The sequence below is a fragment of the Ensifer adhaerens genome, assembly GCF_020035535.1.
GTDB lineage: Bacteria > Pseudomonadota > Alphaproteobacteria > Rhizobiales > Rhizobiaceae > Ensifer.
This window is the reverse complement of sequence record NZ_CP083350.1, coordinates 380437-406512: the sequence shown is the minus strand read 5'-3', so window position 1 is coordinate 406512 and position 26076 is coordinate 380437. Positions and strand designations below refer to the sequence as shown.

Annotated in this window: 21 protein-coding genes; 18 read left to right on the top strand and 3 right to left on the bottom strand. The window is 63.0% G+C overall.

What is annotated here, in order from left to right:
* The first annotated feature begins 6 nt into the window (after positions 1-6).
* Positions 7-1044 carry a YeiH family protein gene (locus LAC81_RS22270; RefSeq protein ID WP_223729366.1) on the top strand — a complete coding sequence of 346 codons (1038 nt, stop codon included), beginning with the start codon at positions 7-9 and terminating at the stop codon, positions 1042-1044.
* Entirely contained in the window at positions 1044-2042 is a 999-nt protein-coding gene (gene pta / locus LAC81_RS22265; RefSeq protein WP_223729365.1) for a phosphate acetyltransferase, read from the top strand. The genes LAC81_RS22270 and pta overlap by 1 nt, the downstream gene beginning before the upstream one ends.
* A gap of 55 nt (positions 2043-2097) precedes the next feature.
* Here pta and LAC81_RS22260 read toward each other — a convergent pair whose 3' ends face one another.
* Positions 2098-2973, bottom strand: coding sequence for a LysR substrate-binding domain-containing protein (locus LAC81_RS22260; RefSeq protein WP_113539854.1), 876 nt, complete (start codon positions 2971-2973; stop codon positions 2098-2100).
* Positions 2974-3088: 115 nt separating this feature from the next.
* Here LAC81_RS22260 and LAC81_RS22255 point away from each other — a divergent pair, with 115 nt between their 5' ends.
* The 7 genes from LAC81_RS22255 to LAC81_RS22225 all read left to right on the top strand — a co-directional run bounded on the left by LAC81_RS22255 (position 3089) and on the right by LAC81_RS22225 (position 13451).
* The gene (locus LAC81_RS22255) at positions 3089-4741 is read left to right on the top strand and encodes a Na/Pi cotransporter family protein (RefSeq protein ID WP_223729364.1); all 1653 of its coding nucleotides are present in this window, start codon (positions 3089-3091) and stop codon (positions 4739-4741) included.
* Between the two features lie 102 nt (positions 4742-4843).
* Entirely contained in the window at positions 4844-6046 is a 1203-nt protein-coding gene (locus tag LAC81_RS22250; RefSeq protein ID WP_223729363.1) for a 2-aminoethylphosphonate--pyruvate transaminase, read from the top strand.
* Between the two features lie 15 nt (positions 6047-6061).
* On the top strand, positions 6062-7324 hold the full coding sequence (gene phnA / locus LAC81_RS22245) for a phosphonoacetate hydrolase (protein WP_223729362.1): 1263 nt from the start codon (positions 6062-6064) through the stop codon (positions 7322-7324).
* Between the two features lie 10 nt (positions 7325-7334).
* Positions 7335-8789 (top strand): phosphonoacetaldehyde dehydrogenase, encoded by a 1455-nt coding sequence (phnY, locus tag LAC81_RS22240; RefSeq protein ID WP_223729361.1) that lies wholly within the window; start codon positions 7335-7337, stop codon positions 8787-8789.
* A 363-nt stretch (positions 8790-9152) separates the two neighbouring features.
* A complete protein-coding gene (locus LAC81_RS22235) occupies positions 9153-10175 on the top strand; it encodes a putative 2-aminoethylphosphonate ABC transporter substrate-binding protein (protein WP_419195884.1) in 1023 nt (340 codons plus the stop codon).
* 82 nt (positions 10176-10257) lie between these two features.
* Positions 10258-11433 carry a putative 2-aminoethylphosphonate ABC transporter ATP-binding protein gene (locus LAC81_RS22230; protein ID WP_223729360.1) on the top strand — a complete coding sequence of 392 codons (1176 nt, stop codon included), beginning with the start codon at positions 10258-10260 and terminating at the stop codon, positions 11431-11433.
* Positions 11434-11441: 8 nt separating this feature from the next.
* Positions 11442-13451: a putative 2-aminoethylphosphonate ABC transporter permease subunit gene (locus LAC81_RS22225; protein WP_223730427.1), complete on the top strand. Its 2010-nt coding sequence runs from the start codon at positions 11442-11444 to the stop codon at positions 13449-13451.
* 75 nt (positions 13452-13526) lie between these two features.
* Here the strand turns inward: LAC81_RS22225 and LAC81_RS22220 are convergent, their stop codons facing one another.
* Positions 13527-14564 carry a GlxA family transcriptional regulator gene (locus tag LAC81_RS22220; RefSeq protein ID WP_223729359.1) on the bottom strand — a complete coding sequence of 346 codons (1038 nt, stop codon included), beginning with the start codon at positions 14562-14564 and terminating at the stop codon, positions 13527-13529.
* Between the two features lie 214 nt (positions 14565-14778).
* On the opposite strand from LAC81_RS22220, the gene LAC81_RS22215 reads away from it, so the two are divergent.
* Together LAC81_RS22215 and LAC81_RS22210 are read left to right on the top strand one after the other, a co-directional pair.
* Positions 14779-15564 (top strand): DeoR/GlpR family DNA-binding transcription regulator, encoded by a 786-nt coding sequence (locus LAC81_RS22215; protein ID WP_223729358.1) that lies wholly within the window; start codon positions 14779-14781, stop codon positions 15562-15564.
* Between the two features lie 85 nt (positions 15565-15649).
* A complete protein-coding gene (locus LAC81_RS22210) occupies positions 15650-18100 on the top strand; it encodes a GcvT family protein (protein ID WP_223729357.1) in 2451 nt (816 codons plus the stop codon).
* A 35-nt stretch (positions 18101-18135) separates the two neighbouring features.
* Here LAC81_RS22210 and LAC81_RS22205 read toward each other — a convergent pair whose 3' ends face one another.
* Positions 18136-19068: a LysR family transcriptional regulator gene (locus tag LAC81_RS22205; protein ID WP_223729356.1), complete on the bottom strand. Its 933-nt coding sequence runs from the start codon at positions 19066-19068 to the stop codon at positions 18136-18138.
* Between the two features lie 90 nt (positions 19069-19158).
* Here LAC81_RS22205 and speB point away from each other — a divergent pair, with 90 nt between their 5' ends.
* The 7 genes from speB to betA all read left to right on the top strand — a co-directional run bounded on the left by speB (position 19159) and on the right by betA (position 25981).
* A complete protein-coding gene (gene speB / locus LAC81_RS22200; RefSeq protein WP_223729355.1) occupies positions 19159-20130 on the top strand; it encodes an agmatinase in 972 nt (323 codons plus the stop codon).
* Between the two features lie 4 nt (positions 20131-20134).
* Positions 20135-20917, top strand: a complete 783-nt coding sequence (locus tag LAC81_RS22195) for an SDR family NAD(P)-dependent oxidoreductase (protein ID WP_223729354.1) — start codon at positions 20135-20137, stop codon at positions 20915-20917.
* Entirely contained in the window at positions 20914-21651 is a 738-nt protein-coding gene (locus LAC81_RS22190; protein WP_223729353.1) for an SDR family NAD(P)-dependent oxidoreductase, read from the top strand. The genes LAC81_RS22195 and LAC81_RS22190 overlap by 4 nt, the downstream gene beginning before the upstream one ends.
* Positions 21648-22538, top strand: a complete 891-nt coding sequence (locus LAC81_RS22185; protein WP_223729352.1) for a polysaccharide deacetylase family protein — start codon at positions 21648-21650, stop codon at positions 22536-22538. Before LAC81_RS22190 ends, LAC81_RS22185 begins: the two co-directional genes overlap by 4 nt.
* 103 nt (positions 22539-22641) lie before the next feature.
* The gene (locus tag LAC81_RS22180; protein WP_223729351.1) at positions 22642-22812 is read left to right on the top strand and encodes a hypothetical protein; all 171 of its coding nucleotides are present in this window, start codon (positions 22642-22644) and stop codon (positions 22810-22812) included.
* Between the two features lies 1 nt (position 22813).
* The gene (locus LAC81_RS22175; RefSeq protein WP_223729350.1) at positions 22814-24277 is read left to right on the top strand and encodes a purine-cytosine permease family protein; all 1464 of its coding nucleotides are present in this window, start codon (positions 22814-22816) and stop codon (positions 24275-24277) included.
* Positions 24278-24295: 18 nt separating this feature from the next.
* Entirely contained in the window at positions 24296-25981 is a 1686-nt protein-coding gene (betA, locus tag LAC81_RS22170; protein WP_223729349.1) for a choline dehydrogenase, read from the top strand.
* The last annotated feature ends 95 nt before the right edge of the window (positions 25982-26076 follow it).

Below are 26076 nucleotides of genomic sequence, written 5' to 3'. Positions count from 1 at the left end.
AGAACCATGACCTTCGTTGCCTCCGTCCACGAACGCTTCCGAAGCGTGCCCTCCGGCTTTGCGGCCTACTGGCCGGGCTTTGCCGTTACGGCGGCGGTTGCCGTCGCTGCTCAATTCCTTTCCGACCACTACGGCGCGCCGGCCATGCTGATGGCGCTATTGCTCGGCATCGCCTTTCACTTCCTGTCCGAGGAAGGGCGCTGCGTCGCCGGCATCGATTTCTGCGCCAAGAAGGTGCTGCGCATCGGCGTGGCGCTGCTCGGCATGCGCATCAGCGTCGATTTGCTGATCGGGCTTGGCGCAAGCACGATTCTGCTGCTTATCTCGGCCATCGCCGCCACCATCGGCTTCGGCCTGCTTGCCGCAAAACTACTCGGGCGCGGCTGGCGGCTGGCGCTTATCACCAGCGGTTCGGTCGCGATCTGCGGTGCATCTGCCGCCATGGCTATCGCGGCCGTCCTTCCAAAGAACGAGTTTTCCGAGCGCAACCTAATCTTCACCGTGCTTTCGGTCACGGTGCTCTCCACGCTTGCGATGATCGCCTATCCGATCATCGCCCAGACCATGGGGCTTGACGCGCGGGCGACTGGCATCTTCTTTGGTGGCACCATCCATGATGTCGCGCAGGTTGTCGGCGCCGGCTTCTCGGTCTCGCCGGAGGCGGGCGAGACGGCGACGCTCGTGAAGCTGATCCGCGTCACCATGCTGGCACCGGTCGTCCTCATCTTCTCGCTGTCGCTGCGCAAAGTGCCGCAGCCCGAAGGCGAAACCGGCAAACGCCCGCCGTTGCTGCCGGGCTTCGTCGTCGCCTTCCTGATTCTTGCGGCGCTGAATTCCTTCGGCTTCGTGCCGGAAATGGTCGCCAAGGCTGGCATGGAAACGTCCCGCTGGGCGCTGCTCGCGGGCATTGTCGCCGTCGGCATGCGCACCTCGCTTCGCCGCGTGCTCGACGTCGGCGGCGATGCCGTCGCGCTGATCGTCGCCGAAACCGTGTTCATCGCCCTCTTCATCCTCGTCGGCATTCACTATCTGGGACACGCCTGATGAAACCGCTCGATCGCATTCTCGAAGCCGCGAAATCCGCACCCCGTCACATCGTTCTCGCCGAGGGCGAAGACCCGCGCATCGTCGAAGGCGGCCTGCGGGCCGTTAGAGCCGGCCTTGCCGAGATCACGCTCGTCGGCAATCGCAATGTCGTTGAGGAACGTCTGGCAGAAGCCGGCGCTCGATCGGACGAAATCCGTGTCGAGGACCCGGCATTGTCGTCGCTGACCCCACGTCTTGCTGGGACCTACCATCAGCTGCGCCGAAGCAAGGGCGTCGACGCGGCGGCGGCAGCCGAGGCGGTGCGATCACCGCTCGTCTTTGCCGCGATGATGGTGCGGGAAGGTGCGGCCGACGGCACGGTCGGCGGCGCCGTGGCAACCACGGCGGACACGGTGCGTGCCGCGCTCCAGACCATCGGCCGCGCGCCGGGTGTCGGCCTGGTCTCAAGCTTCTTCCTGATGATGCTCTGTGCGCCGCATCACGCCAAGAAGGGCGCTTTCGTCTTTGCCGATTGCGGGCTGGTGGTTGACCCCGATGCTCAAGGGCTTGCCGATATTGCCGTCACATCGGCGGGATCCTTCGAGGCGCTTGCGGGAAAGCCGGCGAAGGTAGCGATGCTCTCGTTCTCGACGGCCGGCAGCGCTGCGCATGAGCGCGTTTCCAAGGTGGTGGAGGCGACGCGGCTTGCGCATGCGGCCGCGCCCGGGCTGGTGATTGACGGCGAGTTGCAGTTCGACACCGCCTTCGTCGAGGCCGTCAGCGCGGCCAAGGCACCCAACTCTGCCCTTCATGGCGAGGCCAATGTCTTCGTCTTTCCGAACCTCGATGCCGCAAACATCGGTTACAAGATTGCGCAGCGGATCGGTGGAGCCACCGCCATCGGCCCGATCCTGCAGGGGCTCGCCAAGCCCGCCAATGATCTCTCGCGTGGGTGTAATGCCGATGACGTGTTCCACATGATCGCCGTCACCGTCGTTCAGGCTTCTAGTGGATAAGTTATCGCACGCGAGCCCATCGTTCGGCAGTGTTGTGCCGTAAGCTTGGTGAAGCCTACGTCGCCCGGTGTGCCAGTTTGCGCGCGATGTCGAAGAAGGCGCTGACGAGCTTGCCGTTGCTGCGCTCGCGCAGGCAGATCAGTGCTTCATCCATCAGCATCTCCGGCGCGTCGATCCGGATGGGAACGAGGCGGCTGTCCTGGCCGAACTCCGCCGAGGAAACGAAACCGACACCACCGCCCGCCGCAACGATCTCGCGCACGGCCTCGCGTCCCTCCGCTTCGATGAGCGGCGTCAGAGACGCGCCGCATTGCTGGGCCATCGCCTCCAGCTTCTGCCGCGTCTTGGAACCCTGCTCGCGCATGACGAGCGGATGTCCGGCAAGCTCGGCGAGGGTAACCGTCTTCCGGCCCGCGAGCGGGTAGTCGCGGCTGGCGAACGCGATGATCGGCGTGGAATTGAGTTTCAGGATGTCGAAGTCGCTCGATTGCGGGATTTCTCCGAGAACGCCGATATCCGCCTCATAGGCGTGCAGGCTGGTGATGACCGTTTCGGTGTTGCCGGAGTCGATCGAGACCTGCACCGTCGGATAGGTACGCCGGAAGGCGGCAAGGATATGCAGCAGGTGGTGGGCGGCATCGGCAACGATCCGTAGTTTTCCCGCTCTCAGCGCCCGTGATTCCGACAAAAGATCCAGGGCCTGCTGCTCAACATCGAACATGCGGCGGGTGACTTCGAGAAGCTGCTGGCCGGCCTGGGTCAGTGTCACCTGCTTCTTGTTTCGGTTGAAGAGGAGGACATCGTATTCCTCTTCGAGCTTGCGCACCTGATCCGAGACGGCGGGTTGGGTGAGGAACAGCGCTTCGGCTGCGCGCGAGAAGCCACCATGGATGGCCACATTGTGGAAGGCGCGAAGCTGGACATAGCGCATGCGTACGACGCCTCTTGAATAGATTTGATCTATGGTTTGATTAAAACGAACGATTTGATTTATGTAAAGTGGCGGCGGATAGTTTTCGGATTGCATCTCTTTCCGGAGCGCGCCCATGAACCTCCCGGCTGTCGCCCTTGAGCTTGCCGCTGCCACTGTCCTTTTGCTCTACGCCGTCAGTCTCGTGAAGAAGGGCGTCGAGACCGCGGCAGGCGACATCGTTGCACGCACCGTCGGCGGTGCGGGCGGACGACCGCGGGCAGCCATCTGCGGCTGCGCTGTTGCCATTGCCCTGCAGAGCTCGACGGCGGTTGCCATGCTTGCCGCCGGTTTTGCCGTCAGCGGCGCACTGGCGCTGGATACCGGTCTGGCGGTTCTGCTGGGTGCCGATCTCGGCTCGGCGCTCGTCGTCAAGATCCTGTCCTTCGACCTGCACTGGCTGGCACCGCTTCTAATCGCCGTTGGCGGTCTCGCTCATCTGAAGGCATCGACCCGCAAGACCGTCGAAGGGGGCCGCGCCGTGCTCGGTATCGGTCTGCTGCTGCTTTCGCTGCAGATGATCGGCCATGCGACGCAGCCGCTCTCGCAAAGCCCGCTGCTGCCATCCGTCGTCGCCTTTGTCGGCAAGGATGCGCTGACGGTGATGATCCTTGCCGCCCTTTTCACCTGGGCGCTGCACTCCAGCGTCGCCGCGATCCTGCTGATCCTGACCTTTGCCGTGAAGGGCATCGTGCCCCTGGACGTCGGTATTCCGCTCGTGCTCGGCGTCAATATCGGCGGCGGGCTCATCGCGCTCTGGCTGACCCGTGGCCTGCCGGTCGAAGGCCGACGCCTGCCGCTTGGCAATTTCTTCTTCCGCGCCCTGTTCGGCGCGATGATCTTTGGCCTCTTTGCGCTGCATTCTCCATTTGACTGGCTTCCGGGTGAGACGGTGGCCGGCAAGCTCGTCAATCTGCATGTGCTCTTCAACGCGGCCCTGGTTCTCGTCGGGGTGATCTTCTGCGGCCCGATGGCGCGCCTCGTTCGGTTGGTTATGCCGGAACCCGCTGGTGCCAATGAAAGTTCGGCTCATTTCAGCGCCCTTGACCCGGCGCTGATCGACAAGCCGGCGCAGGCGCTTGCGGCTGCAGCACGCGAGGTGCTCCATATGGGCAATCTCATCGCCCGGATGCTTGAGCCCGTCATGACGGTCATTCACGCGCCGACACCCCAGACGGTCAAGGCGCTCAGGAGGATCGACGGTGACATCCACGTGGCCCATAGCGCGATCAAGCTTTACATCGCCGCCGTCAATCGCGGCATCTTGACCGAAGACCAATCGCGACGGGGCATCGAACTCACGGAGGCGGCGATCCACCTCGAATATGCCGGCGACGTTGTTGCAAAGAGCCTGCTGCAGATGGCCGAGGAGCGGCTTGCGGGCGCAGGCACGTTCTCGCAAGAGGGATGGCGTGAGCTCACCCTGCTGCACGCGGCCGTGTCTTCCAACGTCCGGCTCGCGGCCAACCTTCTCGTCTCACCCGATCCGGTGATTGCCCGCGAGATGGTTCGGCAGAAGGAACATATCCGTCGTCTCGTCGAGGAGAGCAGCAAGTGCCACCTGGAGCGGCTTCGCCAGGGAGTGGCGGCCAGTATCCTGTCGAGTGACATGCACCTGGAGATCGTGCGGGCGCTGAAGGAGGTCAATTCGCTCGTGACCACCATGGCCTATCCGCGCCTGCGCGAGAGCGGCGACCTCCTTGAAAGCCGCCTGGTTCCCGCCGCGTAGACATATAAACGAAATCGATAGATTGATACAAAAGAACGATTTTACAGATAGATGTTTCCGCCCCATTGTCGTTCTCGAACACGCCAACTGCGAGGACGGACAATGCCAAACACCGCTTCTGACAGAACCATCGCGCCCCTGGAAACGCCGAGGCTCGGCGAGCCCTATCTGTTGACGCCCGGCCCGCTGACGACGGCCTATGAGGTCAAGGAAGCCATGCTGCGCGATTGGGGTTCCTGGGATGGCGATTTCCGCGCGATGACGGCCAAACTGCGCCGCGAACTGCTCGATATCGCCGGTGACACCAAGGGCGAGTTCGATTGTGTGCCGATGCAGGGCAGTGGCTCGTTTTCGGTCGAGGCCATGCTCGGCAGCTTCGTTCCGAAGGACGGCAAGGTGCTGGTGCTGATGAACGGCGCCTATGGCAAGCGCATCGCCCAGACGCTCTCCTATCTCGGTCGCGCCCACGTGACGATCGACAAGGGCGACTACATGCCGCCGCGCGGTCCGGAGGTTGCAGCGGCGCTCGATGCCGACCCTGGTATCACCCATGTCGTGGTCGTCCATTGCGAAACGAGCTCCGGCATCCTCAACCCGCTGAAGGAGATTTCCGACACGGTCTACTCCCGCGGCCGCAAGCTGCTCGTCGACTCGATGAGCGCTTTCGGCGCAGTGCCTGCCGGTATTGGCGATTTCCGCTACGAGGCGATCGTTTCTTCCGCCAACAAGTGCATCGAGGGTGTGCCCGGCTTCGGCTTCGTCATCGCCCGCAAGAGCGAACTGGAGGCCGCCAAGGGCCGCAGCCATTCGCTGAGCCTCGATGTGCATGCGCAGTGGGACTACATGAACAAGACGGGCCAATGGCGCTTCACGCCGCCGACCCATGTGGTCGCGGCCTTCCTCGAAGCGCTGCGGCTGCACCGCGAGGAGGGGGGCGTTGCCGGCCGCGGTGCGCGCTATGCCCGCAACCGTGACGTCATGGTCGCCGGCATGCGCGAGGCGGGCTTCGAGACGCTGCTTGCCGACCAGTGGCTGTCGCCGATCATCGTCACCTTCTTCAGCCCGGCCCATCCCGCCTTCGCCTTCGATCGTTTCTACGACCTGATGAAGGACAAGGGCTTCATCATCTATCCGGGCAAGCTGACCGTCGTCGACAGCTTCCGCGTCGGCTGCATCGGCCGCATGGACGAGCATGTCATGCGCCGCGTGGTCGAAGCCGCTAGTCAATCCCTCAATGAAATGGGCGTCGATAGTGCTGCCCCGCCGGCCGTCGCCCTCGAAGAACGCCGTCGTCTCGCTGCCTGAACAAAGGAAATTCCAATGAACCAGATGTCCAAGATCACCGTCACCGCAAACCGCCGCACCTATCCCTGGCCGAAGGTTCCGGCGATTGCCATCTGCCTCGACGGCTGCGAGCCGGCCTATCTCGACGAAGCCATCAAAGCCGGGCTGATGCCGACGCTCGAGCGCATCCGCAAGACCGGCACGGAGCGCACCGCGCTCAGCGTCATCCCGAGCTTCACCAACCCGAACAACCTTTCCATCGCCACCGGCCGGCCGCCGGCGATCCATGGCATCTGCGGCAACTATCTCTACGAACCGCAGACCGGCAACGAAGTGATGATGAACGACCCGCGCTTCCTGCGCGCTCCGACGATCTTTAAGGCGTTCTACGATGCCGGCGCGAAGGTGGCTGTGGTGACGGCCAAGGACAAGCTCAGGGCGCTGCTCGGCGACGGCCTCAAGTTCGACGAGGGCAGGGCGATCTGCTTCTCCTCGGAAAAGTCCGACAAGACGACGGAGGCGGAAAACGGTCTCGACAATGCCTCTGCCTGGCTCGGTCGTCCCGTGCCGGAAGTCTATTCCGCCGATCTCTCGGAATTCGTTTTTGCCGCCGGCGTCAAGCTGCTCAAGGAGTTCCGGCCTGACGTCATGTATCTGACGACGACCGACTACGTGCAGCACAAGTATGCGCCGGGCGTGCCGCAGGCAAATTCCTTCTACGAGATGTTCGACAAGTACCTGACCGAACTCGACGCGCTCGGTGCCGCGATCATCGTCACCGCCGACCACGGCATGAAGCCGAAACACAAGGCGGACGGTTCGCCCGACGTGGTCTACGTCCAGGACCTGCTCGACCAATGGCTCGGCAAGGACGCAGCCCGGGTGATCCTGCCGATCACTGACCCCTATGTCGTGCATCACGGTGCGCTTGGTTCGTTTGCCACGGCCTATCTTCCGGAGGGAGCCGACAAGGAGGAGATCATCGAGCGCCTGAAGGCGATCGAGGGTATCGATGTCGTCCTTACACGCCCGGAAGCCTGCGTGCGCTTCGAGCTGCCCGACGACCGCATCGGCGACCTCGTGCTGATTTCGACCGAAAACAAGACGCTCGGCACCAGCGAGCACCGCCACGATCTCGCAGCCCTCAATGAGCCGCTGCGCTCGCATGGCGGCCTGACGGAACAGGAAGTGCCATTCATCGCCAACCGCAAGCTTCCCGAACTTCTTTCGGCCGGCACGCTGCGCAACTTCGACGCGTTCTTCTACGCGCTCGTCGCTGCGGCGCAGGTTGCGCACTAGGGAGGACGCGATGACCAAGGTGGAAACGACATTCGCCATTCGCCACGAGCCGATGCGGATCGCCGGCAAGGCGGTCGATACCGAAGGGCGCATCGAAGTGCGCTATCCCTTCAACGATGCCGTCATCGGCACCGTTCCCGCGGGCAATGCCGAGCACGCCCGCAAGGCGTTCGAGATCGCGGCCGCGTACCAGCCGAAGCTGACGCGCTACGAGCGTCAGCGCATCCTGCTCAAGGCGGCGGACCTGCTCGTTGCCCGCAAGGAGGAAATTTCGGACCTCATCACCCTGGAGCTCGGCATCTCCAAGCAGGACTCGCTCTATGAGGTGGGTCGCGCCTTCGATGTGCTGACGCTGTCGGGCCAGATGTGCATCCACGACGATGGCGAGATCTTCTCCTGCGACCTCACTCCGCACGGCAAGGCGCGCAAGATCTTCACCACGCGCGAACCCCTGACCGCCATTTCGGCGATCACGCCCTTCAATCATCCGCTCAACATGGTGGCGCACAAGGTGGCGCCGGCGGTGGCGACCAACAATTGCGTCGTCCTGAAGCCGACCGAGTTGACGCCGATGACTGCGCTGATCTTCGCCGACATCCTCTATGAGGCCGGCCTGCCGCCGGAAATGCTATCGGTCGTCACCGGCTGGCCCGCCGATATCGGCATGGAGATGATCAACAACCCGAACTTCGACCTCATCACCTTTACCGGCAGCGTGCCCGTCGGAAAATTGATCGCCGCCCATGCCCACTACAAGCGCCAGGTGCTGGAACTTGGCGGCAACGACCCGCTGATCATCCTCAACGATCTGTCGGACGACGACCTCGCAAGAGCGGCGGATCTCGCCGTGGCCGGCGCGACGAAGAACTCGGGCCAGCGCTGCACGGCGGTCAAGCGTATTCTCTGCCAGGAGAGCGTTGCCGATCGCTTCGTGCCGCTGGTGCTGGAGCGGGCGAAGAAGCTGAAGTTCGGCGATCCGATGGACCGGGCGACCGAACTCGGTACCGTCGTCCACGCACGCGCGGCGGAAGTCTTTGAGCAGCGCGTGTACAAGGCAGCGGAAGAGGGCGCAGAAATCCTCTACAACCCCGGTCGAAAGGGCGCCCTGTTGCCGCCAATCGTCGTTGACCGGGTCAAGCATTCAAGCGAACTGGTGATGGAAGAAACCTTCGCGCCGATCATACCGATCGTGCGTGCGCCCGATGACGACGACGCGCTGATCGCGCTGTCGAACTCGACCGCCTTCGGACTCTCGTCCGGCGTCTGCACCAACGACTTCCGCCGCATGCAGAAGTACATCGCAGGCCTAAAGGTCGGCACCGTCAACATCTGGGAAGTGCCGGGCTACCGTATCGAGATGAGCCCCTTCGGCGGCATCAAGGATTCGGGCAACGGCTACAAGGAAGGCGTCATCGAGGCGATGAAAAGCTTTACCAACGTCAAGACCTTCTCCTTGCCATGGTGATCTGACGCGTTTCCCCCGCAGGTTCACCCTTCTGGGAGCCGCGTTAGCGGCTCCCTTTTTTATTGCTTGCCGTGCCGTCGCAGCAACCGGTCTCGAGCGCAATCGTAGATCTGCCTCTTCATTTTGCAGGGCGCGTGAAATTGTACTGGAGGTTGCTCATGGCTTCGCCGCCTCCCGGCCGACTTGCCTCGTTTTGCGGCAGACCATCCATAGTTTTTATCTTCTGAACGATAAGAATAATAAATTTTACTTACTGGAAACCGCTGCGCAGAATGTTTCCCGAAGCCGACAACTACAGGGCAGCATCAAGATTGCCCGCCGCGCTTCCCCGGTTTTTCCAGGACTTCAGAGGAGAACTTCAACATGAACAAACGCATGCTGCTTGTGCTTGCCGGCGCCGCTTCGGCAGTGCTTCCCGCCATCGCTTCCGCTGAAACCCAGCTTACAGTCTATACCGCTGTCGAAGCCGTCGACCTTGACCGCTACAAGGCCACGTTCGAGAAGGCTCACCCGGATATCAAGATCAACTGGGTGCGCGATTCCACCGGTGTCATGACGGCAAAACTGCTCGCCGAAAAGGACAATCCTCAGGCCGACGTCGTCTGGGGGCTCGCCGCCACGTCGCTGCTTCTCCTCAAGACCGAAGGCATGCTGGAGCCCTACCAGCCCAAGGGCGTCGAGGCGCTCGACCCGAAATTCGTCGACAAGGACACGCCGCCGAGCTGGGTCGGCATGGACGCCTATGTCGCAGCCCTTTGCTACAACACAGTCGAGGGCGAGAAGCTCGGTCTCACACCGCCGACGAGCTGGAAGGACCTGACGAAACCCGAATACAAGGGCCATGTGGTGATGCCGAACCCGGCTTCCTCGGGTACCGGCTTCCTCGATGTCTCCGGCTGGATGCAGATGTGGGGTGACGAGAAGGCCTGGGACTTCATGGACAAGCTCCACCAGAACATCTCCGCCTACACCCATTCCGGTTCTAAGCCGTGCAAGATGGCAGGCGCCGGCGAAGCCGTCATCGGCGTGTCCTTCGAGTTTCCGGGCGCCAAGGCCAAGAGTGCCGGCGCACCGATCGACATCATCTTCCCCGCGGAAGGTTCGGGCTGGGAGGCGGAGGCAACCGCGATCATCGCCGGCACGGCAAATCTCGAAGCCGCAAAGACGCTCGTCGACTGGTCGGTCACCAAGGAAGCCAACGAGATGTATAACGCCGGCTATGCCGTCGTTGCCTATCCAGGCGTCGCCAAGCAGGTCGAGCATCTGCCCGACGACATCGCATCCAGGATGATCGTCAACGACTTCGAGTGGGCCGCCAACAACCGGGCGTCGATCCTGAAGGAATGGCAGAAGCGCTACGACGCCAAGTCTGAGCCGAAGAGCTGAGCCTGATCGGCCTGGCGCAGTGCGATCGCGCTGCGCCCGCTCGCATTTCTCCCGAAATCCCTCAAGCCAGCGGAGCTTGCAGATGAGGCATGCCCTGTCGATCGAACCGACACCCACCAGCCGTCAGCACTTCGCCGATAATGCGGCCGCCGAACCGGCTCCCTATCTGCAGATCCGGGATCTCTGGAAGACCTATGGCGATTTCGTTGCGCTGCGCGACATCGAGTTGAGCATCGCCAGGGGCGAATTCATCTGTTTCCTCGGCCCCTCCGGTTGCGGCAAGACGACGTTGCTCCGGTCGATTGCGGGCCTCGATCTGCAGACCAAGGGCACGATCCTGCAGGATGGCCGCAACATCTCGACGCTGCCCGCTTCCAGCCGCGACTATGGCATCGTCTTCCAGTCCTATGCGCTCTTTCCCAATCTGACGATCGAGCAGAACATCGCCTTTGGCCTCGAAAACACCGGCCGGTCGAAGGCGGGGGTCGCGTCCCGCGTCTCAGAACTGCTGGAGACGGTCGGCCTGTCGGCCCATGGCAAGAAGTATCCGGCGCAGCTTTCGGGAGGCCAGCAGCAGCGTATCGCGCTTGCCCGCGCGATTGCCATCTCCCCGGGGCTGCTGCTGCTCGACGAGCCGCTCTCGGCGCTCGACGCCAAGGTCCGTGTGCATCTTCGCCACGAAATCAAGGCACTGCAGAGAAAGCTCGGTGTGACGACCATCATGGTGACGCACGACCAGGAGGAGGCCCTCGCCATGGCCGACCGGATCGTCGTGATGAACCACGGCGTTATCGAGCAGATCGGTTCGCCGACCGAAATCTACCGTCATCCCGAGACGCTGTTCGTCGCCGACTTCATCGGCGAAACCAATCAGTTCGAAGCCCGCGTGCTTGGAGATGGCGAAGTCGAGATCGGCCACTCGGCTTTCTGCTGTTCGACGGAAGATTTTTCGGCCGGCCATGCGGCAACGGCGGTCGTCCGCCCGGTCGACATTATTCCCCACGGTGCCGATGCACATGCGGTCAGCGCCAGCGATCGGCCGGCGACGCCGCAAAACCTGATCGATGCCGAGGTGCAGGAAATGGAATTCCTCGGCATGTTCTGGCGCACGCGCCTGACGGCCCCGCGTCTCGGCGAGCGCACGCTGGTTGCCGACTTCTCCGTCAACGCGGTGAGACGCCTCCGGATCGAAACCGGCGGCGCCATCCAGGTGGAGATCCCGCGCGAACGCCTGTTGCTCTATCCAAGGGGAGCGTGACGATGAACATGGTCCTCGAAGCGCCCCACCTTCCCGCGATCGGCAAACGGCTCCGGCAGGAAGCCTCCCGTGACGACCGCATCAAGCTCGGCTTCATGGCCATCATAGGGCTTTATCTGGTGGTCGCACTCGGTGCGCCGCTCTTCGTCATGCTGTCGAAGTCGCTTTCGACCTATCGGTTCGAGCTTTCAGCCTTCGAGTTCCAGGTGAGCGACGAGACGGGCGCGAACTGGGGGCCGGTCGTTAGCGCCGAAGACCTGAACCGCACACTCGCGGCCGTGACGGAAGCCGAGCTTTCCGTGAGTTCGGACGGGCGGCTTGCCGCCACGAAGTTCTTCCCAGAGTTCAAGTTCCGCAGCCCCGTCCACTACCGCATTCGCGGTACGACTGACGATACGACCTTCCTCGTCGGCTCCACCCTGGAGAAGGGCACGGAGTGGCGCGACTACGATTCCGGCACGTTCCGGCGTGTCGTCCTCAGACCCGCCCGCAGCCTTGGCTTCGAGAATTTCAGCACGTACTTCTCGACGCCCGCCCTTGCCCAGTCGATCTACAATTCGGTGCTGATGGCGGTGATCAGCACTGTGTTCACGATAACGATCGCCTTCGCGCTGGCCTTCGGCCTGACGCGAAGCTGCATGCCCCTGAAGGGGCTGTTTCGTGGCATCCTGACGATCCCGATCCTTGTGCCGTCGCTGCTGCCGGGCATTGCACTCGTCTATCTCTTCGGCAATCAGGGTATCTTTAGGGATTGGCTGCTGGGCTATTCCATCTATGGACCGATCGGTATCGTCATCGGCTCGATCTTCTTCACCCTGCCGCACGCCTTTCTGATCATCCTGACCGCCCTTTCCGTCGCCGACGCCCGGCACTACGAAGCGGCCGCGTCGCTAAAGGCCAGCAAGTGGCGCACGTTTACGACAGTCACCGTGCCCGGTGCGCGCTACGGCATCGTTTCGGCCGCCTTCGTCGTCTTTACGCTCGTCATCACCGATTTCGGCTTGCCCAAGGTGATCGGCGGGCAATACGGCATGCTCGCGGTCGACATCTACAAGCAGGTGATCGGCCAGCAGAACTTCGAGATGGGTGCGGTCGTCTCCGTCATCCTGCTGGTGCCGGCTGTACTGGCCTTCTACGTCGACCAGCGCATTCAGAAGCGGCAGGTGGCGCTGTTGTCGGCGCGCGCCGTACCCTACACGCCTAAACGCAACCCTCGCACGGATGCGCTTTGCTTTGCCTTCGCCTGCCTTGTCAGCTTCTTCATCCTCGGCATGATTGCCATGTGCCAGATCGCAGCGGTCGTGAAGTTCTGGCCTTATGATCTGACGCTGACAGCGAAGAACTTCGCCTTCGACCTGATGGACGGTGGCGGATGGGCGGCCTATGGCAACTCGATCCGGCTTGCATTGCTGACGGCGCTCTTCGGTTCGGTCGTCGTCTTTGCCGGCGCCTACATGGTCGAGAAGGCTGATGGCTTCCGCTTCGGCCGTGGCCTCTTTCACTTCCTGGCAATGATGCCGATGGCGGTGCCCGGCATGGTGCTCGGCCTTGCCTATATCTTCTTCTTCAACAACCCGGCCAATCCGCTGCACCCGATCTACGGCACGATGGCGATCCTCGTCGTATCGACGGTGACGCACTTCTACACCGTCGCGCATCTGACCGCGCTGACGGCGCTGAAGCAGATGGACCCGGAATTCGAATCGGTCGCCGCCTCGCTCAAGCAGCCCTTCCACCGTCTGTTCTTCCGGGTCACGGTGCCGGTCTGCCTCCCGGCGATCCTCAACATCGCGATCTATCTCTTCGTCAACGCGATGACGACCGTCTCGGCGGTGGTGTTTCTCTACTCGACCGACACCAAGCTCGCATCGGTTGCCGTGCTCAACATGGACGACGCCGGCGACATCGCGCCGGCCGCCGCCATGGGCATGATGATCTTCTATACCAATGTCGCGGCCAAGCTCGTCCATGCGCTGATCGCGCGCGGCCTGCTGGCCCGCACCCAGGCCTGGCGCTAACCGGCCCAGCCTCTCCGCAAAGCGTGTCGCCCTCCTTCGTTCTGAAGGAGGGCGACACGCTTTCCCGCGTCAATCTCAAGCGACCCGGCGCTCTTCCATGGTCGCCCTGCGATCATTTCCCGCGCGCAGGCGTTCCATTTCGGCAAGACGCGTGCGCTGCGGCGTCAGTCCATAGCGCTCGCGGTAGGTGCGGGAAAAATGCGAGGCGGTGGAAAAGCCGCAGGCGACCGCGATCTCGATGACCGGGAGGGACGAGGTCAGCAGCAGCAGATGGGCGCGCTCCAGCCTGAGATCGAGATAGTAGCGCGCCGGCGTGCGGCCCATTTCCTTGCGAAACAGCCGCTCCATCTGGCGCCGTGAAAGGCCGGTCGACGGCGACATGTCGGCAAGCTTCACCGGCTCGGTGAGATTGGCCTCCATCTGCTGGATGATCCGGATCAGCAAAGGGTTGTCGATGCCAAGGCGTGCCTGCAGCGGCAGCCGCTGGCGCTCGCCTGTCTCGCGAAGTCGCTCGCAGAGCGCCGCCTCGCAGATGCGGTTGATCACATCAGGGCCGAGGTCCGCTTCGATGATGCGCAGGAACATGTCGAAGGGCGCATTGCCACCGGCGCAGGTGTAAAGGTTGCCGTCGATCTCGAAGGCGGTCTGACGCGCCCCGGCGATGAAGAACCGCTCGGAGAAATCCGGAAAATGCTCCCAGTGGACGGCGCAGCGACGCTCGTCGAGCAGGCCTGCGTGCGCCAGACAGTAAACGCCGCCGGCAAGTCCAGCGAGGTGCACCTGACTGCGGGCGCATAGCCGAAGCCAAGCCTCCAGAGCGCGGTCGATGGGCGGTTTCGTGCGGCTACCGCAGATGACGACGAACCCTGGCTGTTCGCCCCGGTGGAACCGGCCGCGCTCATCCGAAAGGGGACCGGCCGCAGCAAGGCGTGTGCCGCAGGACGACACGGCGGGCGAGCCATCTGCCGTTACAGCGTGCCAGTGATAGACCGGGCGCCCGGCCACGTCATTGGCAAGACGCAGCGCTTCGATCGCTGCAGAAAAGCCATGCAGGGCAAAGCCATCGAGCAGATAGAAGGTGAAGTGGCGCACCGGCGCGGTTGCCTGCTGCATTGTCTCTTCCTGATCATGAAAGGTCGTGACGTGTTGCGCGTTTGATAGAATGGTTACATTATGCAACATATTGAACCGTTGCCAAGGCGGTTTCAGCGGCTCCGGAGGAAAAATCTCGGCGTTTCTCGCGTGAAAGGCCGGTTCTTCCAACGGGGAGAGCGGCAAGCCTGTGGCGCGGCTTGTCAAATGGACAAAAATGAACACAGTTGGTTCCATGTCCGACTCTCAAAACACAAAAGCCCTCGCTCCGCGCCGGCACGGCGAAATCCTCAGGCGTCTCGCAGCCGACGGCACCGTGGGGATCACCGAACTTGCGGACTTCTTCGGCGTTTCGCGGCAGACGATCCGCCGGGACCTGAAGCTGCTTGCCGATCGCGGCCAGCTCGATCTGGTCCATGGCGGCGCCACCCTCTTCGAGCCGACCGAGGCGGCCTTTGTCGAGCGGCGCGAGGAGAATGCCGCGCCCAAGGCGGCGATCGGCCGTGCGGCGGCGGAACTGGTGCGTGACGGCATGGTTATCTTCCTGGATTCCGGCACGACGACGCTGGCCGTGGCCCATGCCTTGTCGGAGAGAAAAAACCTAACGATTTGTACGACATCCCTTTCGATCGCGCTTTTGATGTGCAGGCAGCCGCTGGTGCGCGTCCATATGCTCGGCGGCGAAATCGATCCGGACGAGGAGGCGGCCGTCGGCATCGATGCGCTTGAGGCGATCAGTCATTTCCGTGTGGATGTGGCGTTCCTCGGTGGCGGTGGCCTGTCGCCGGATGGCGAGGTGACGGACTTTACCCGCAACGGCGCCGAGCAGCGTTCCCGCATGGTGGCGACGGCGACGAAGGCCTACTTCGTGCTCGACAGTTCCAAGTTCGGGCGCCTGACGCCCCTGCGTATTCCGCGCTTCGAGGTTGCGGCCGGAGTGATCGTCGACCGCCGCCCGCCAGAGGCGATCTGCGAGGCTCTGGAGCGCAAAGGTCCGGTCCTCATCGTGCCGATGGATTGAAATGTAATATTTTGTAACTTTTTGTCTTGTTCTTTCGCTATGGTTTGTTACCTTGCGGCCTTCCATGGTTTCGGGAGGTCACTTCATGGCGCAGGAATTTCCAACGCAGGCACAGGTCGTCATCGTCGGCGGCGGCATTATCGGCTGTTCGCTTGCCTATCACCTGACAAAACTTGGTTGGCGGGATGTCGTCCTTCTGGAACAGGGGCAGCTAAGCGGCGGAACCACCTGGCATGCGGCCGGGCTCGTCGGGCAGTTGCGCAGCCACGCCAACATGACCGGCCTCATCAAATACTCGACGCAGCTCTACAGTGAGCTTGAGGCCGAGACCGGCCTGGCCACAGGCTGGAAGAACTGCGGCTCGCTCTCTGTCGCGCGCACTGCGGATCGAATGACCGTGTTGAAGCGTACCGCAGCCTCCGCCCGCGCACAGGGTGTGGCGATCGAGGTGATCTCGCCGAAGGAAGCGCAAGACCTCTGGCCGGTCATGGCGATCGACGATCTCGTCGGCGCCGTCTGGCTGCCGGGTGACGGCAAGGCCAATCCGACAGACCTCACGCAGTCGCTCGCCAAAGGTGCGCGCAGCCGCGGCGCGAGGGTATTCGAGCGGGTGCGGGTGACCGGGATTTCGACGAGGAACGGTGCCGTCACAGGTGTCGAAACCGATCGGGGCGCCATTGCCGCGCAGATCGTCGTCAACTGCGCCGGGCAGTGGGCACGCAAGGTCGGCCAGATGTGCGGCGTGTCCGTGCCGCTGCACTCGGCCGAGCACATGTATATCGTCACCGGCCGCATCGAGGGAGTGCATCCTGATCTGCCGGTCATGCGCGATCCGGACGGCTACATCTATTTCAAGGAAGAAGTCGGCGGGCTCGTCATGGGCGGCTTCGAGCCGGAAGCCAAGCCCTGGGGCATGGCAGGCATTCCCGATGATTTCGAGTTCGCCCTTTTGCCTGACGATTGGGACCAGTTCGAAATCCTGATGCACAATGCGCTGCAGCGCGTGCCGCAGCTTTCAACATCCGAGGTGAAGAAGTTCTACAATGGCCCCGAGAGCTTCACGCCGGACAACAACTTCATTCTCGGCGAGGCGCCTGAATTGAAGAACTTCTTTGTCGGCGCAGGCTTCAACTCCATGGGCATTGCCAGCGCCGGCGGGGCGGGGAGGGCGCTGGCCGAGTGGATCGTCAACGGCGCCCCGACCATGGATTTGTGGCCTGTCGATATCCGCCGTTTCGCCGGCTTCAACAACAATCCGCGCTGGCTGCACGACCGGGTCAAGGAAACGCTCGGCCTGCACTACGCCATGCCCTGGCCAAACCGGGAACTGGATACGGCGCGCCCTTTCCGCCGCTCGCCGCTCTATGATCGCCTTGCCGCCAAAGGCGCCTGCTTCGGCTCGAAAATGGGGTGGGAGCGCGCCAACTGGTTTGCCGCCGCGGGCGAAAGCCCGGTGACGGAATACGCCTTCGGCCGGCAGAACTGGCACGAGGCGGTGAAACGCGAGATGAAGGCGACGCGAGAGGCTGCCGGCATCTTCGACCAGACGTCGTTCGCCAAGCTGCTCGTCCAGGGGCGGGATGCCGCGGCAACGCTAAACCGCATCTGTGCCGCGGAGATCGACGTCGAGATCGGTCGTTCCGTCTACACCGGCCTGTTGAATGGGCGGGGCGGCTACGAAAGCGACCTGACGGTGATGCGCCTTGCGACGGATCGCTTCCTGCTGATTACCGGATCGGCGCAGGCGGTGCATGACGCCGACTGGATCCGCAAGAACGTTGCCGCCGACGCTCACGTGACGCTGACCGACGTAACCTCGGCCTACTCGGTCCTGGCGCTGATGGGGCCGAAGTCGCGCGACCTCCTCGTGCGCCTCACGTCTGCTGACCTCTCGAACGAAGGATTTCCGTTTGCGACGATCCGCGAAATCGATATCGGCTACGCTACCGTCTACGCAAACCGCATGACCTATGTCGGTGAACTCGGCTGGGAATTGATCGTGCCGACGGAGTTCGCCGTCGGTGTCTACGAGGCATTGCACGAGATCGGCGGCGAATTCGGTCTTACCGATTGCGGCTATTACGCGCTGGAGGCGCTCAGGCTGGAAAAGGGCTACCGGGCCTGGAGCCGAGAGCTGACCCCGGACATCAATCCATGCGAGGCGGGCCTCGCCTTTGCGGTGGCGGCCGACAAGGCGGGCGGCTTCATCGGTCGGGACGCTTATCTTGCGGCAAAGGCAAAGGGTTCGCCCGCACGGCGCATCGTACAGTTTACGGTGGACGATCCCCTGCCGGTGCTCTGGGGCGGCGAATTGATCCTTCGTGACGGCAGGCCGGTTGGCGAGGTGCGCTCGGCCGCCTATGGCCATTCGCTCGGCCGTTCCGTCGCGCTGGCACTCATCGAACATAGTGCGGGCGTGGACAAATCCTTCGTGGAGTCCGGCCGCTTCGAGGTTGAACTCGCCGGCGAGCGCTTTGCGGTTACCGCACATCTCGCAGCCGCCTATGATCCTAGGGCTTTTCGCGTGAAGGCCTAGTCACGGTGTCGTGCACACGCCGCCGCCGATAGAGCTCAACGGGGATTGCGCGCACTCTCGACGATGGTGCGCGCAAGCGTTTCGGCTGCACGCGATGGCTTGTTGCGTGGGTGAGCGATGTGGAACATGTCCTCGAAGGTCATACGTTCCGGGGCGAGCAGCCGAAGGCGGCCGCTACGCACCCATTCCTCCGCATAGTGATCGGGCAGGAAGCCGATATAGGCGCCGGAGAGAAGCAGCAGCAGCGTTCCCTCCATATGCGGTGTTGCCGCTGCCCACCGGAAATTCACGCCGCAGATCGTCTCGTTCAGCATATAGGTGCGGCCGGCGAAGGACTGTGCCTCCAGAAGCTCCGCCGTGATTGCCGTATCCGCCACGCCGAACAGCGGATGGCCCTCGGCGCAATAGAGCTTCTGGACCTCGGAAAATACCGACTGGGTGCGGAAATGCGGTGTGGCACTGCCGATCGAAGGCATGAGCACGATCTGGTACGCGCCATTCATCAGGCCCTGATGCAGAACCTGCGGCGCGGCGACGTCGATTTCCAGATGGACGCGCGGAGCCTGGCGATGAAACGCCGCTAGCGCACCCTGTAGATCGAGATCCCTGTTGGTGATCATTGCATCCACGGTGCCGAAAGCAAGGCTTCCGGTCAGCTCGCCCTGAGCTTCGCCGACGCGGCTTTGGAACTTCTCCAGCGAGCCGAACAGTTCCAGCGTCGCTTCATAGACGAGGCGCCCTTCATCCGTCAGCAGGAAGCCGCTTCGCCCGCGACTGCAAAGCCGTAAGCCCAGGCGATCCTCGAGATGGCGCATATGCGTGGATATCGTCGCCTGCGTCATCCCGAGTGCGGTCTGGGCAGAGGAGAAGCCGCCATACTGAACGACGGAGGCAAAGACGCGCAACAGCCGGAGCTCGGCGTCGCCGAGGGACAGATTGAGAACGCGGTGGCGAACCTTGTTGATCATGCATTGATTAAGTCACAACTAAACATCCAATCATAGATATTTTTAAAGGTATCCGCCTTCCGCACACTCCTTCCCCTGTGGAGGAGACACATGGCTAGCAATTCCTACGAAACCGGTCGCCTGAACCTGCCGTTTGTCGGCATCTGCACCTTCGGCAAATATCCCTACCAGCCCGATTGGGATGCGATCGACGCTGACGTCGCAATCCTCGGTGCGCCCTTCGACTGCGGTACGCAATGGCGTGCCGGCACACGCTTCGGGCCGCGCGCGATCCGCGAGGCCTCGACGCTGTTTTCCTTCGGTCACGGCGGTGCTTACGACCACGAGGACGACGTCACCTACCTGCCGAGCGACAAGGTCTCGATCGTCGATATCGGTGACGCCGACATCGTCCATACCGACACGATGAAGAGCCACGCCAACATCGAATTCGGCGTACGCAAGATCCTTGCCGCCGGTGCGCTTCCGGTGGTTCTCGGCGGCGACCATTCCGTCAATATTCCGTGCATCAACGCTTTTGAAGACGACTGCGCCAGGAACGGCCCGATCCACATCGTCCAGATCGACGCGCATCTCGATTTCGTCGACGAACGCCATGGGGTGCGCTACGGACACGGCAACCCGATGCGACGCGCCGCGGAAAAGCCCTATGTCAGCGGCCTGTCGCAACTCGGCATCCGCAACGTCTCTTCCACGGCGAAGGAAGGGTATGAGGATGCCCGCGCCATGGGTTCGGACATTCTCTCGGTGCGCCAGATCCGCACCTTGGGCACGGAATCTGTGGCCGCCCGCGTGCCGGCCGGTGCGCGCTACTATGTCACCATCGACATCGATGGCTTCGATCCCTCGATCGCGCCTGGTACCGGCACACCCTCGCATGGCGGCTTCATCTATTACGAGGTGCTGGAGATCCTGGCTGCACTCGCCAAGCGCGGCACGATCGTTGGTATCGACCTCGTCGAGGTTGCCCCGGACTACGACCATTCCGGCTCCACCTCGATCCTTGCAGCACAGGTGCTGATGAACCTCATCGGCCGCGTCATGCACGCGAAGAGGGGCTGAGACCATGGGGCGCATCGCTTACGATTTTGCTGGCGAACATGTGCTGGTCACCGGCGCAAGCAGGGGCATCGGCCGGGCCGTCGCGGAAGCTTTTGCCGCGGCCGGCGCCGACGTGACGATCCTCTCTTCGGGTGCCGGCATCCATGAGGCGGCGCGCGAGATTTCGGCGCGCGTCGGCCGCAAGGTCGCAGCACTCGAATGCGACATCACCGACAGCGCTGTGGTGAAGGCGACGCTCGCGCCGCTCGGACGCATCGACGTTCTCGTCAACAATGCCGGGCTGGAGCGCATCACGCCGCTCAGCGAAGAGGACGATGCCGTCGAGGACACCTTCCGCCGTATCACCGACATCAACACCAACGGCACCTTTTACGTTACCCGCCATGCGCTGCCGCATATGGCCGACGGCGGTCGTGTCATCGTCACGGCGTCGATCTGGAGCCGGGTCGCTGTACCCGAGTTTTCCGCCTACGTCGCGTCCAAGCACGCCAATCTCGGCTTTACCCGGGTGATGGCCAAGGAGCTCGCCGGCCGGGGCATCCGCGTCAATGCCGTCTGCCCGGGTTGGGTGCGCACCGAGGCGGCGATGCTCTCGCTGAAGAACATGTCGTTGCGTACCGGTCGCAGCGAAGAGGATCTGCTGGCCGAAATCGTCGGCGCGCAGGTTCTGCCTGGCTTGCTGGAGCCGGAAGATCTGGCCGCTCCCTATCTTTTCCTTGCCTCCAACGGAGCGAAGGACATGACGGGGCAGGCGCTGATGCTCGATCGCGGCGAGGTGATGGCATGACGCAGCGCATTCTAATCACCGGCGCCTATCGCGGGATTGGCGCCGCCTGTTCCCTTGCCTTCGCCGCGTCGGGCGCGCGCGTCGCGCTTGCCGATATCCGCAAGCCGCTGGAGACCGCGGAGGCGGCAACGAAGGCAGGGGCCGCTGAGGTGCTTACGCTCGCCTGCGATGTCTCCGATGAAGGCGCCGTCGCGGCCGTCGGCGAGGTGGTGCGGGAGACCTTCGGCGGGCTCGATATTGTCGTCCATTGCGCCGGCGTGATCCATGAGGCGCCTTTGCTTGAAACCCCGGTCGCCGATTTTGACCGCGTGATCGCCATCAACCTGCGCGGCAGCTTCCTCGTCGGCAAGATGGCGCTCGGGCTGATGAACGGGACAGTCGAGGAGCCTGCCCGCCTCATCCTGATCGCCTCGGACATGGCCTACTACGGTCGCGAGACCTTTTCGCCCTACGTCGCTTCGAAGCACGGCGTGCTCGGCCTAGTGCGCTCCTGGGCGAAGGAGTTCGCGCCACGCGTCCTCGTCAATGCTATCTGTCCAGGGCCTATCGATACCGAGATGCTGGGTGCCGCCCATATGAGCGCCGAATGGCGCGCCAGGGAACTGGCGATCCCGCTTGCTCGCTTCGGCAAGCCCAAGGAGATCGGCGAGCTCGCCCTGTTCCTGGCGGGTTCCGGAGGACGGTACTTCACCGGGCAGGGGATCGGCAGCAACGGCGGGAGCATCATGCCATGATCGCTAATCCCATTCCCTGGCCGAACGGCGCCAAATGTGCCGCCTGCATCACCTTCGACATGGATGCCGACAGCCTCATCCATATCGCCCATCCCAATGATGGCCACAGCCGCGTCTCGGCGATCTCAATGCTGCAATATGGTCCGAAGGTGGCGATCCCGCGGATTGTCGAAAGCTATCGGCAACTCGGTATCAAGCAGACCTTCTTCGTGCCTGCCTGGTGTATCGAGCAGTATCCGCAGGCGATCGACGCCATTCTTCAGGGTGGCCACGAACTGGCACACCACGGCTTCCTGCACGAGCACCCGCGCGAACTGCCCGATGATGAGGAGGCCTACTGGCTCGACCGCGGCATCGAGGTGATCGTCAAGGCGAGCGGCAAGCGGCCGCGCGGCTGGCGGGCGCCGCTCTACAATTTCTCCCATCGCTCCGCCGATCTGCTGGTGTCGCGCGGCTTCGACTACGACGCCTCGCTGATGGGTGACGACATCCCGTACCTGCTCGAATGTGATGCCGGGCGTCTCGTCGAACTGCCTTCGCATTGGGGTCTCGATGACTGGCCGCAATACGTCCAGTCGATGGATCTCGACTACATGATGCCGATCCGGGCACCGGAACAGGGCTTTGCCGCCTTCGCCCAGGAATTCGAGGCCGCCTATCGCCACGGCGCCCTTTGGGTTCCGGTCGTCCACCCTTTTGCCACCGGTCGGCTCGCCCGCTGGGAAGTGGTGCACCGCTTTCTCGAACAGGTCATCGCGCGCGGCGACGTCTGGTTCGCGCCGATGGAAGAGATCGCCGCTCATGTGCGGCGCGTTGTCGAAAACGGCAGCTGGTCGCCGAGGATCGATCGGCTGCCCTTCTATTCCGAGCCCGTGCGGGTTCGGTAGCCGGAAGCGGGTGCGCCCGCTTCCGAAGATCTGCGGCTGATGGAGCCGCGACTGTCTTCGCGGAAAGACGCCAAAAAGGCGCGACGCGACAAGGGGAACGACGATGGAACACAACGAAATCGCCTGGCAGGGCGAACTGTCGCGGCGCGCCCGCGTCTATGAGGACATCGAAGCGGGAGAGCGCTTCGAGGGCACCATGACCACGCTCGACTATACCTGCTTAACCTTGCTGACGCTCGTACTCGTCGTCGGCTTCTGGCTTTGGGGGGCGTGAGATGACCGATCACGTTGCATTGGACCGCCTCACCGCCGCCGAAACCGAACTTGAGGATGCAGCCCGCAACCGTGCCGCCGCCGAGCGTGGCGATGCGCCGCTGCTGCCAGCCGAGAGGCTTTGGGGTTTCTGGGAGTTCACATATGCCAATTCGGCACTGGCGATTGCCACCTGGGCCTTTCTGATCGGCGGTTCCGTCGGTCTGTTCGTCGGGCCGAAGGAGGGCATTGCCGCAATCGTGATCGGCAACATCGTCGGCGTGGTGCTGACCGCGCTCGCCACCACCACGATGTCCGGCCGCTATGGCGTCGAGCAGTTCATCGCACTGCGCAGCCAGTTCGGCTACAACGGCAGCCGTGTCGTCTATGTGCTCGCCGTGGTCATCCTGACCATGGGGTGGCTCGCGGTTCTCGCGATGATGTTCGGCCGCTCGATCGACGGGTTGATGGCGCTCAGCGCCGGCGAAGCGGCCAATCCGACCGGCGCCAAGATGATCGTTGCTGCCATCGGCGCGATCCTGCTCACCTGGTTCATCGTCGCCAAGGGACCGACCTCGATCAAGTTCTTCAACATGGTCGTATCGCCGGCGCTGGTGCTCCTGATGGTGGCGATGCTCTATCTCATCCTTAGCCATCACTCGATCGGCGAACTCCTGGCGCTGCCGGCCCTTGCGCCGCCCTTCGAGGACAAAACGCTGAATTTCATCGTCGCGGTCGAGGTCAATCTCGCCGCCGGCTTCTCCTGGTGGCCCTATATCGGCAATCTGGCACGGTTGACGAAGAACGAGCGCACAGCCTTCTGGCCGAACATCCTCGGCATCTTCGGGGCCGCAGCCCTTGGCGAAATCGTCGGCCTGCTTGCGGCAGTGGCACTTGGCGAAAGCGATCCGACAATCTGGATGACGAAGATTGCCGGACCGATGATCGGCATCGTCGCACTGCTCTTCGTGGCCTTCGCCAACATGACCTCGATGGCGAACATCCTCTACACCTCGATCGTCGGCCTGCGGCAGGTCGGTACGGCATCGGTACGCGCCATTTCCTGGGGCACGATCCTCTTCCTCTTCTGCCTCATCCCGTTCGGGCTCGTGGTCTTCTATCCGCAGATGTATGACGGCTTCTTCATCTTCCTCGTCTGGACCTCGGCGCTGAACTCCGCGCTCGCCGGCATAGGTATCGCCGACTACTTCTTCCTGCGGCGCCAGAAGCTCGACATGCGCGGCCTGCACGGGCCACAGGAAAATGGTCCCTACCGCTTCTGGGGTGGCTTCAATCCCATCGGGCTCTTTGCTCTGGCCGTCGGCTTCATCGTCTATGTCGCCGTCTTCAATCCGCAGACGCTCGCGAGCCTTCCAGCCTTCAAATACCTGACCGCCTCCGTGCCGTCCTGCCTTGCCGCAGGCACGGTCCACTACGTGCTGACACGGCTTTTCGCCCGCGGCCGCGGCTGGGGTCAGTATCCATAACCACCGGAGAAGACGACGATGACCGAAACATACGACTACATCATCATCGGGGCAGGGTCGGCCGGCTGCGTGCTCGCCAACCGCCTGTCGGAGGATCCGTCCACCCGGGTGCTCGTGCTCGAATTCGGCGGCAGCGACAAGTCGATCTTCATCCAGATGCCGACGGCGCTTTCGATCCCGATGAACGGAACGAAGTACAATTGGAAATACATGACCCTGCCGGAGCCCGGTCTCGACGGGCGCAGGGTGCATTGCCCCCGTGGAAAGGTCATCGGAGGCTCGTCCTCGATCAATGGGCTCGTCTACATGCGTGGCCACGCGCGGGATTTCGACGAGTGGGAGGAACTGGGCGCGCGCGGCTGGCGCTACGCCAATTGCCTGCCCTACTTCCAGAGGGCCGAGACCTGGCAGGATGGGGGCGACAGCTATCGCGGGGCCTCGGGGCCGCTTTCGACCAATGCCGGTAACAAGATGAAGAACCCGCTCTACCGGGCCTTTGTCGATGCAGGGCGCGAGGCCGGCTATGTCACGACAAACGATCCGAACGGCTACATGCAGGAAGGCTTCGGGCCGATGCACATGACCGTGAAGGACGGAGTGCGCTGGTCGACTGCCAACGCCTATCTGAAGCCGGCGATGGGCCGACCGAACCTCAATGTCGTCACCCATGCGATGACGCGCCGGGTGCTGGTAGAAGACAAGCGCGCCGTCGGCGTCGAGTACGAGCTTGGCGGCGAGCGCCATATTGCCCGCGCCAGCCGTGAAGTGCTCATCGCCTCGGGCCCGATCGGATCGCCGCACCTGCTGCAGCGCTCGGGCATCGGCCCGGCCGCAGTGCTGCAACAGGCGGGCGTACCCGTCCTGCACGATCTGCCCGGTGTCGGCGAAAACCTGCAGGACCATTCGGAGGTCTATATTCAATATGCGTGCAAGGAGCCGATCACGCTCAACGGCAAGATGGGCGTTTTGAGCCGCGCGCTGATCGGTGCCGAATGGCTGCTGTTCAAGAAGGGGCTTTCGGTCTCCAACCACTTCGAAAGCGGTGGCTTCATCCGCTCCGACGCTTCGCTTCAATGGCCGGACATCCAGTTCCATTTCCTGCCTGCAGCGATGCGTTACGATGGCAAGAAGCCGCTCGATGGCCACGGCTTCATGGTCCTGACCGGACCGAACAAGCCGAAAAGCCGCGGCTACGTCCGGCTGCGTTCTCCCGAGGCCCACGAACAGCCCGACATCCTCTTCAACTATCTCGACCGTGAGGAGGATCGCGAAGGTTTCCGTCGCTGCTTGAGGCTGACGCGCGAGATCATCGCCCAACCGGCCTTCGACCGTTTCCGTGGCGATGAAATCGCCCCGGGAGCGAATGTGCGGACGAATGACGAGATCGACGCCTGGGTTCGAGAGACCATGGAGAGCACCTATCACCCCTGCGGCTCCTGCCGGATGGGTGAGGATGGAATGGCGGTCGTCGATAGCGAACTTAGGGTTCGTGGCATCGATGGGCTGCGGGTCATCGACAGTTCCGTCTTTCCATCAGAGCCGAACGCCAACCTCAACGCGCCGACGATCATGCTGGCCGAGCGGGCCTCCGACATGGTGCGCGGCAAACCGCTGCTCGCCGCCTCCAACGCCGAAGTCGGCGTTGCCCCTGGCGTCGGCGTCACACAGCGCAGCAGCAAGCCGCTGCGCGCGCTCCGGCAGTGAACGGGGAGAGGGCGCTGCGGCATGTTGCGGGGTATCGGTTACGTGGTAGTCCGGCGGGAGCGCGGTAACGACGAGGAGCCGAACCGATTGGCCTT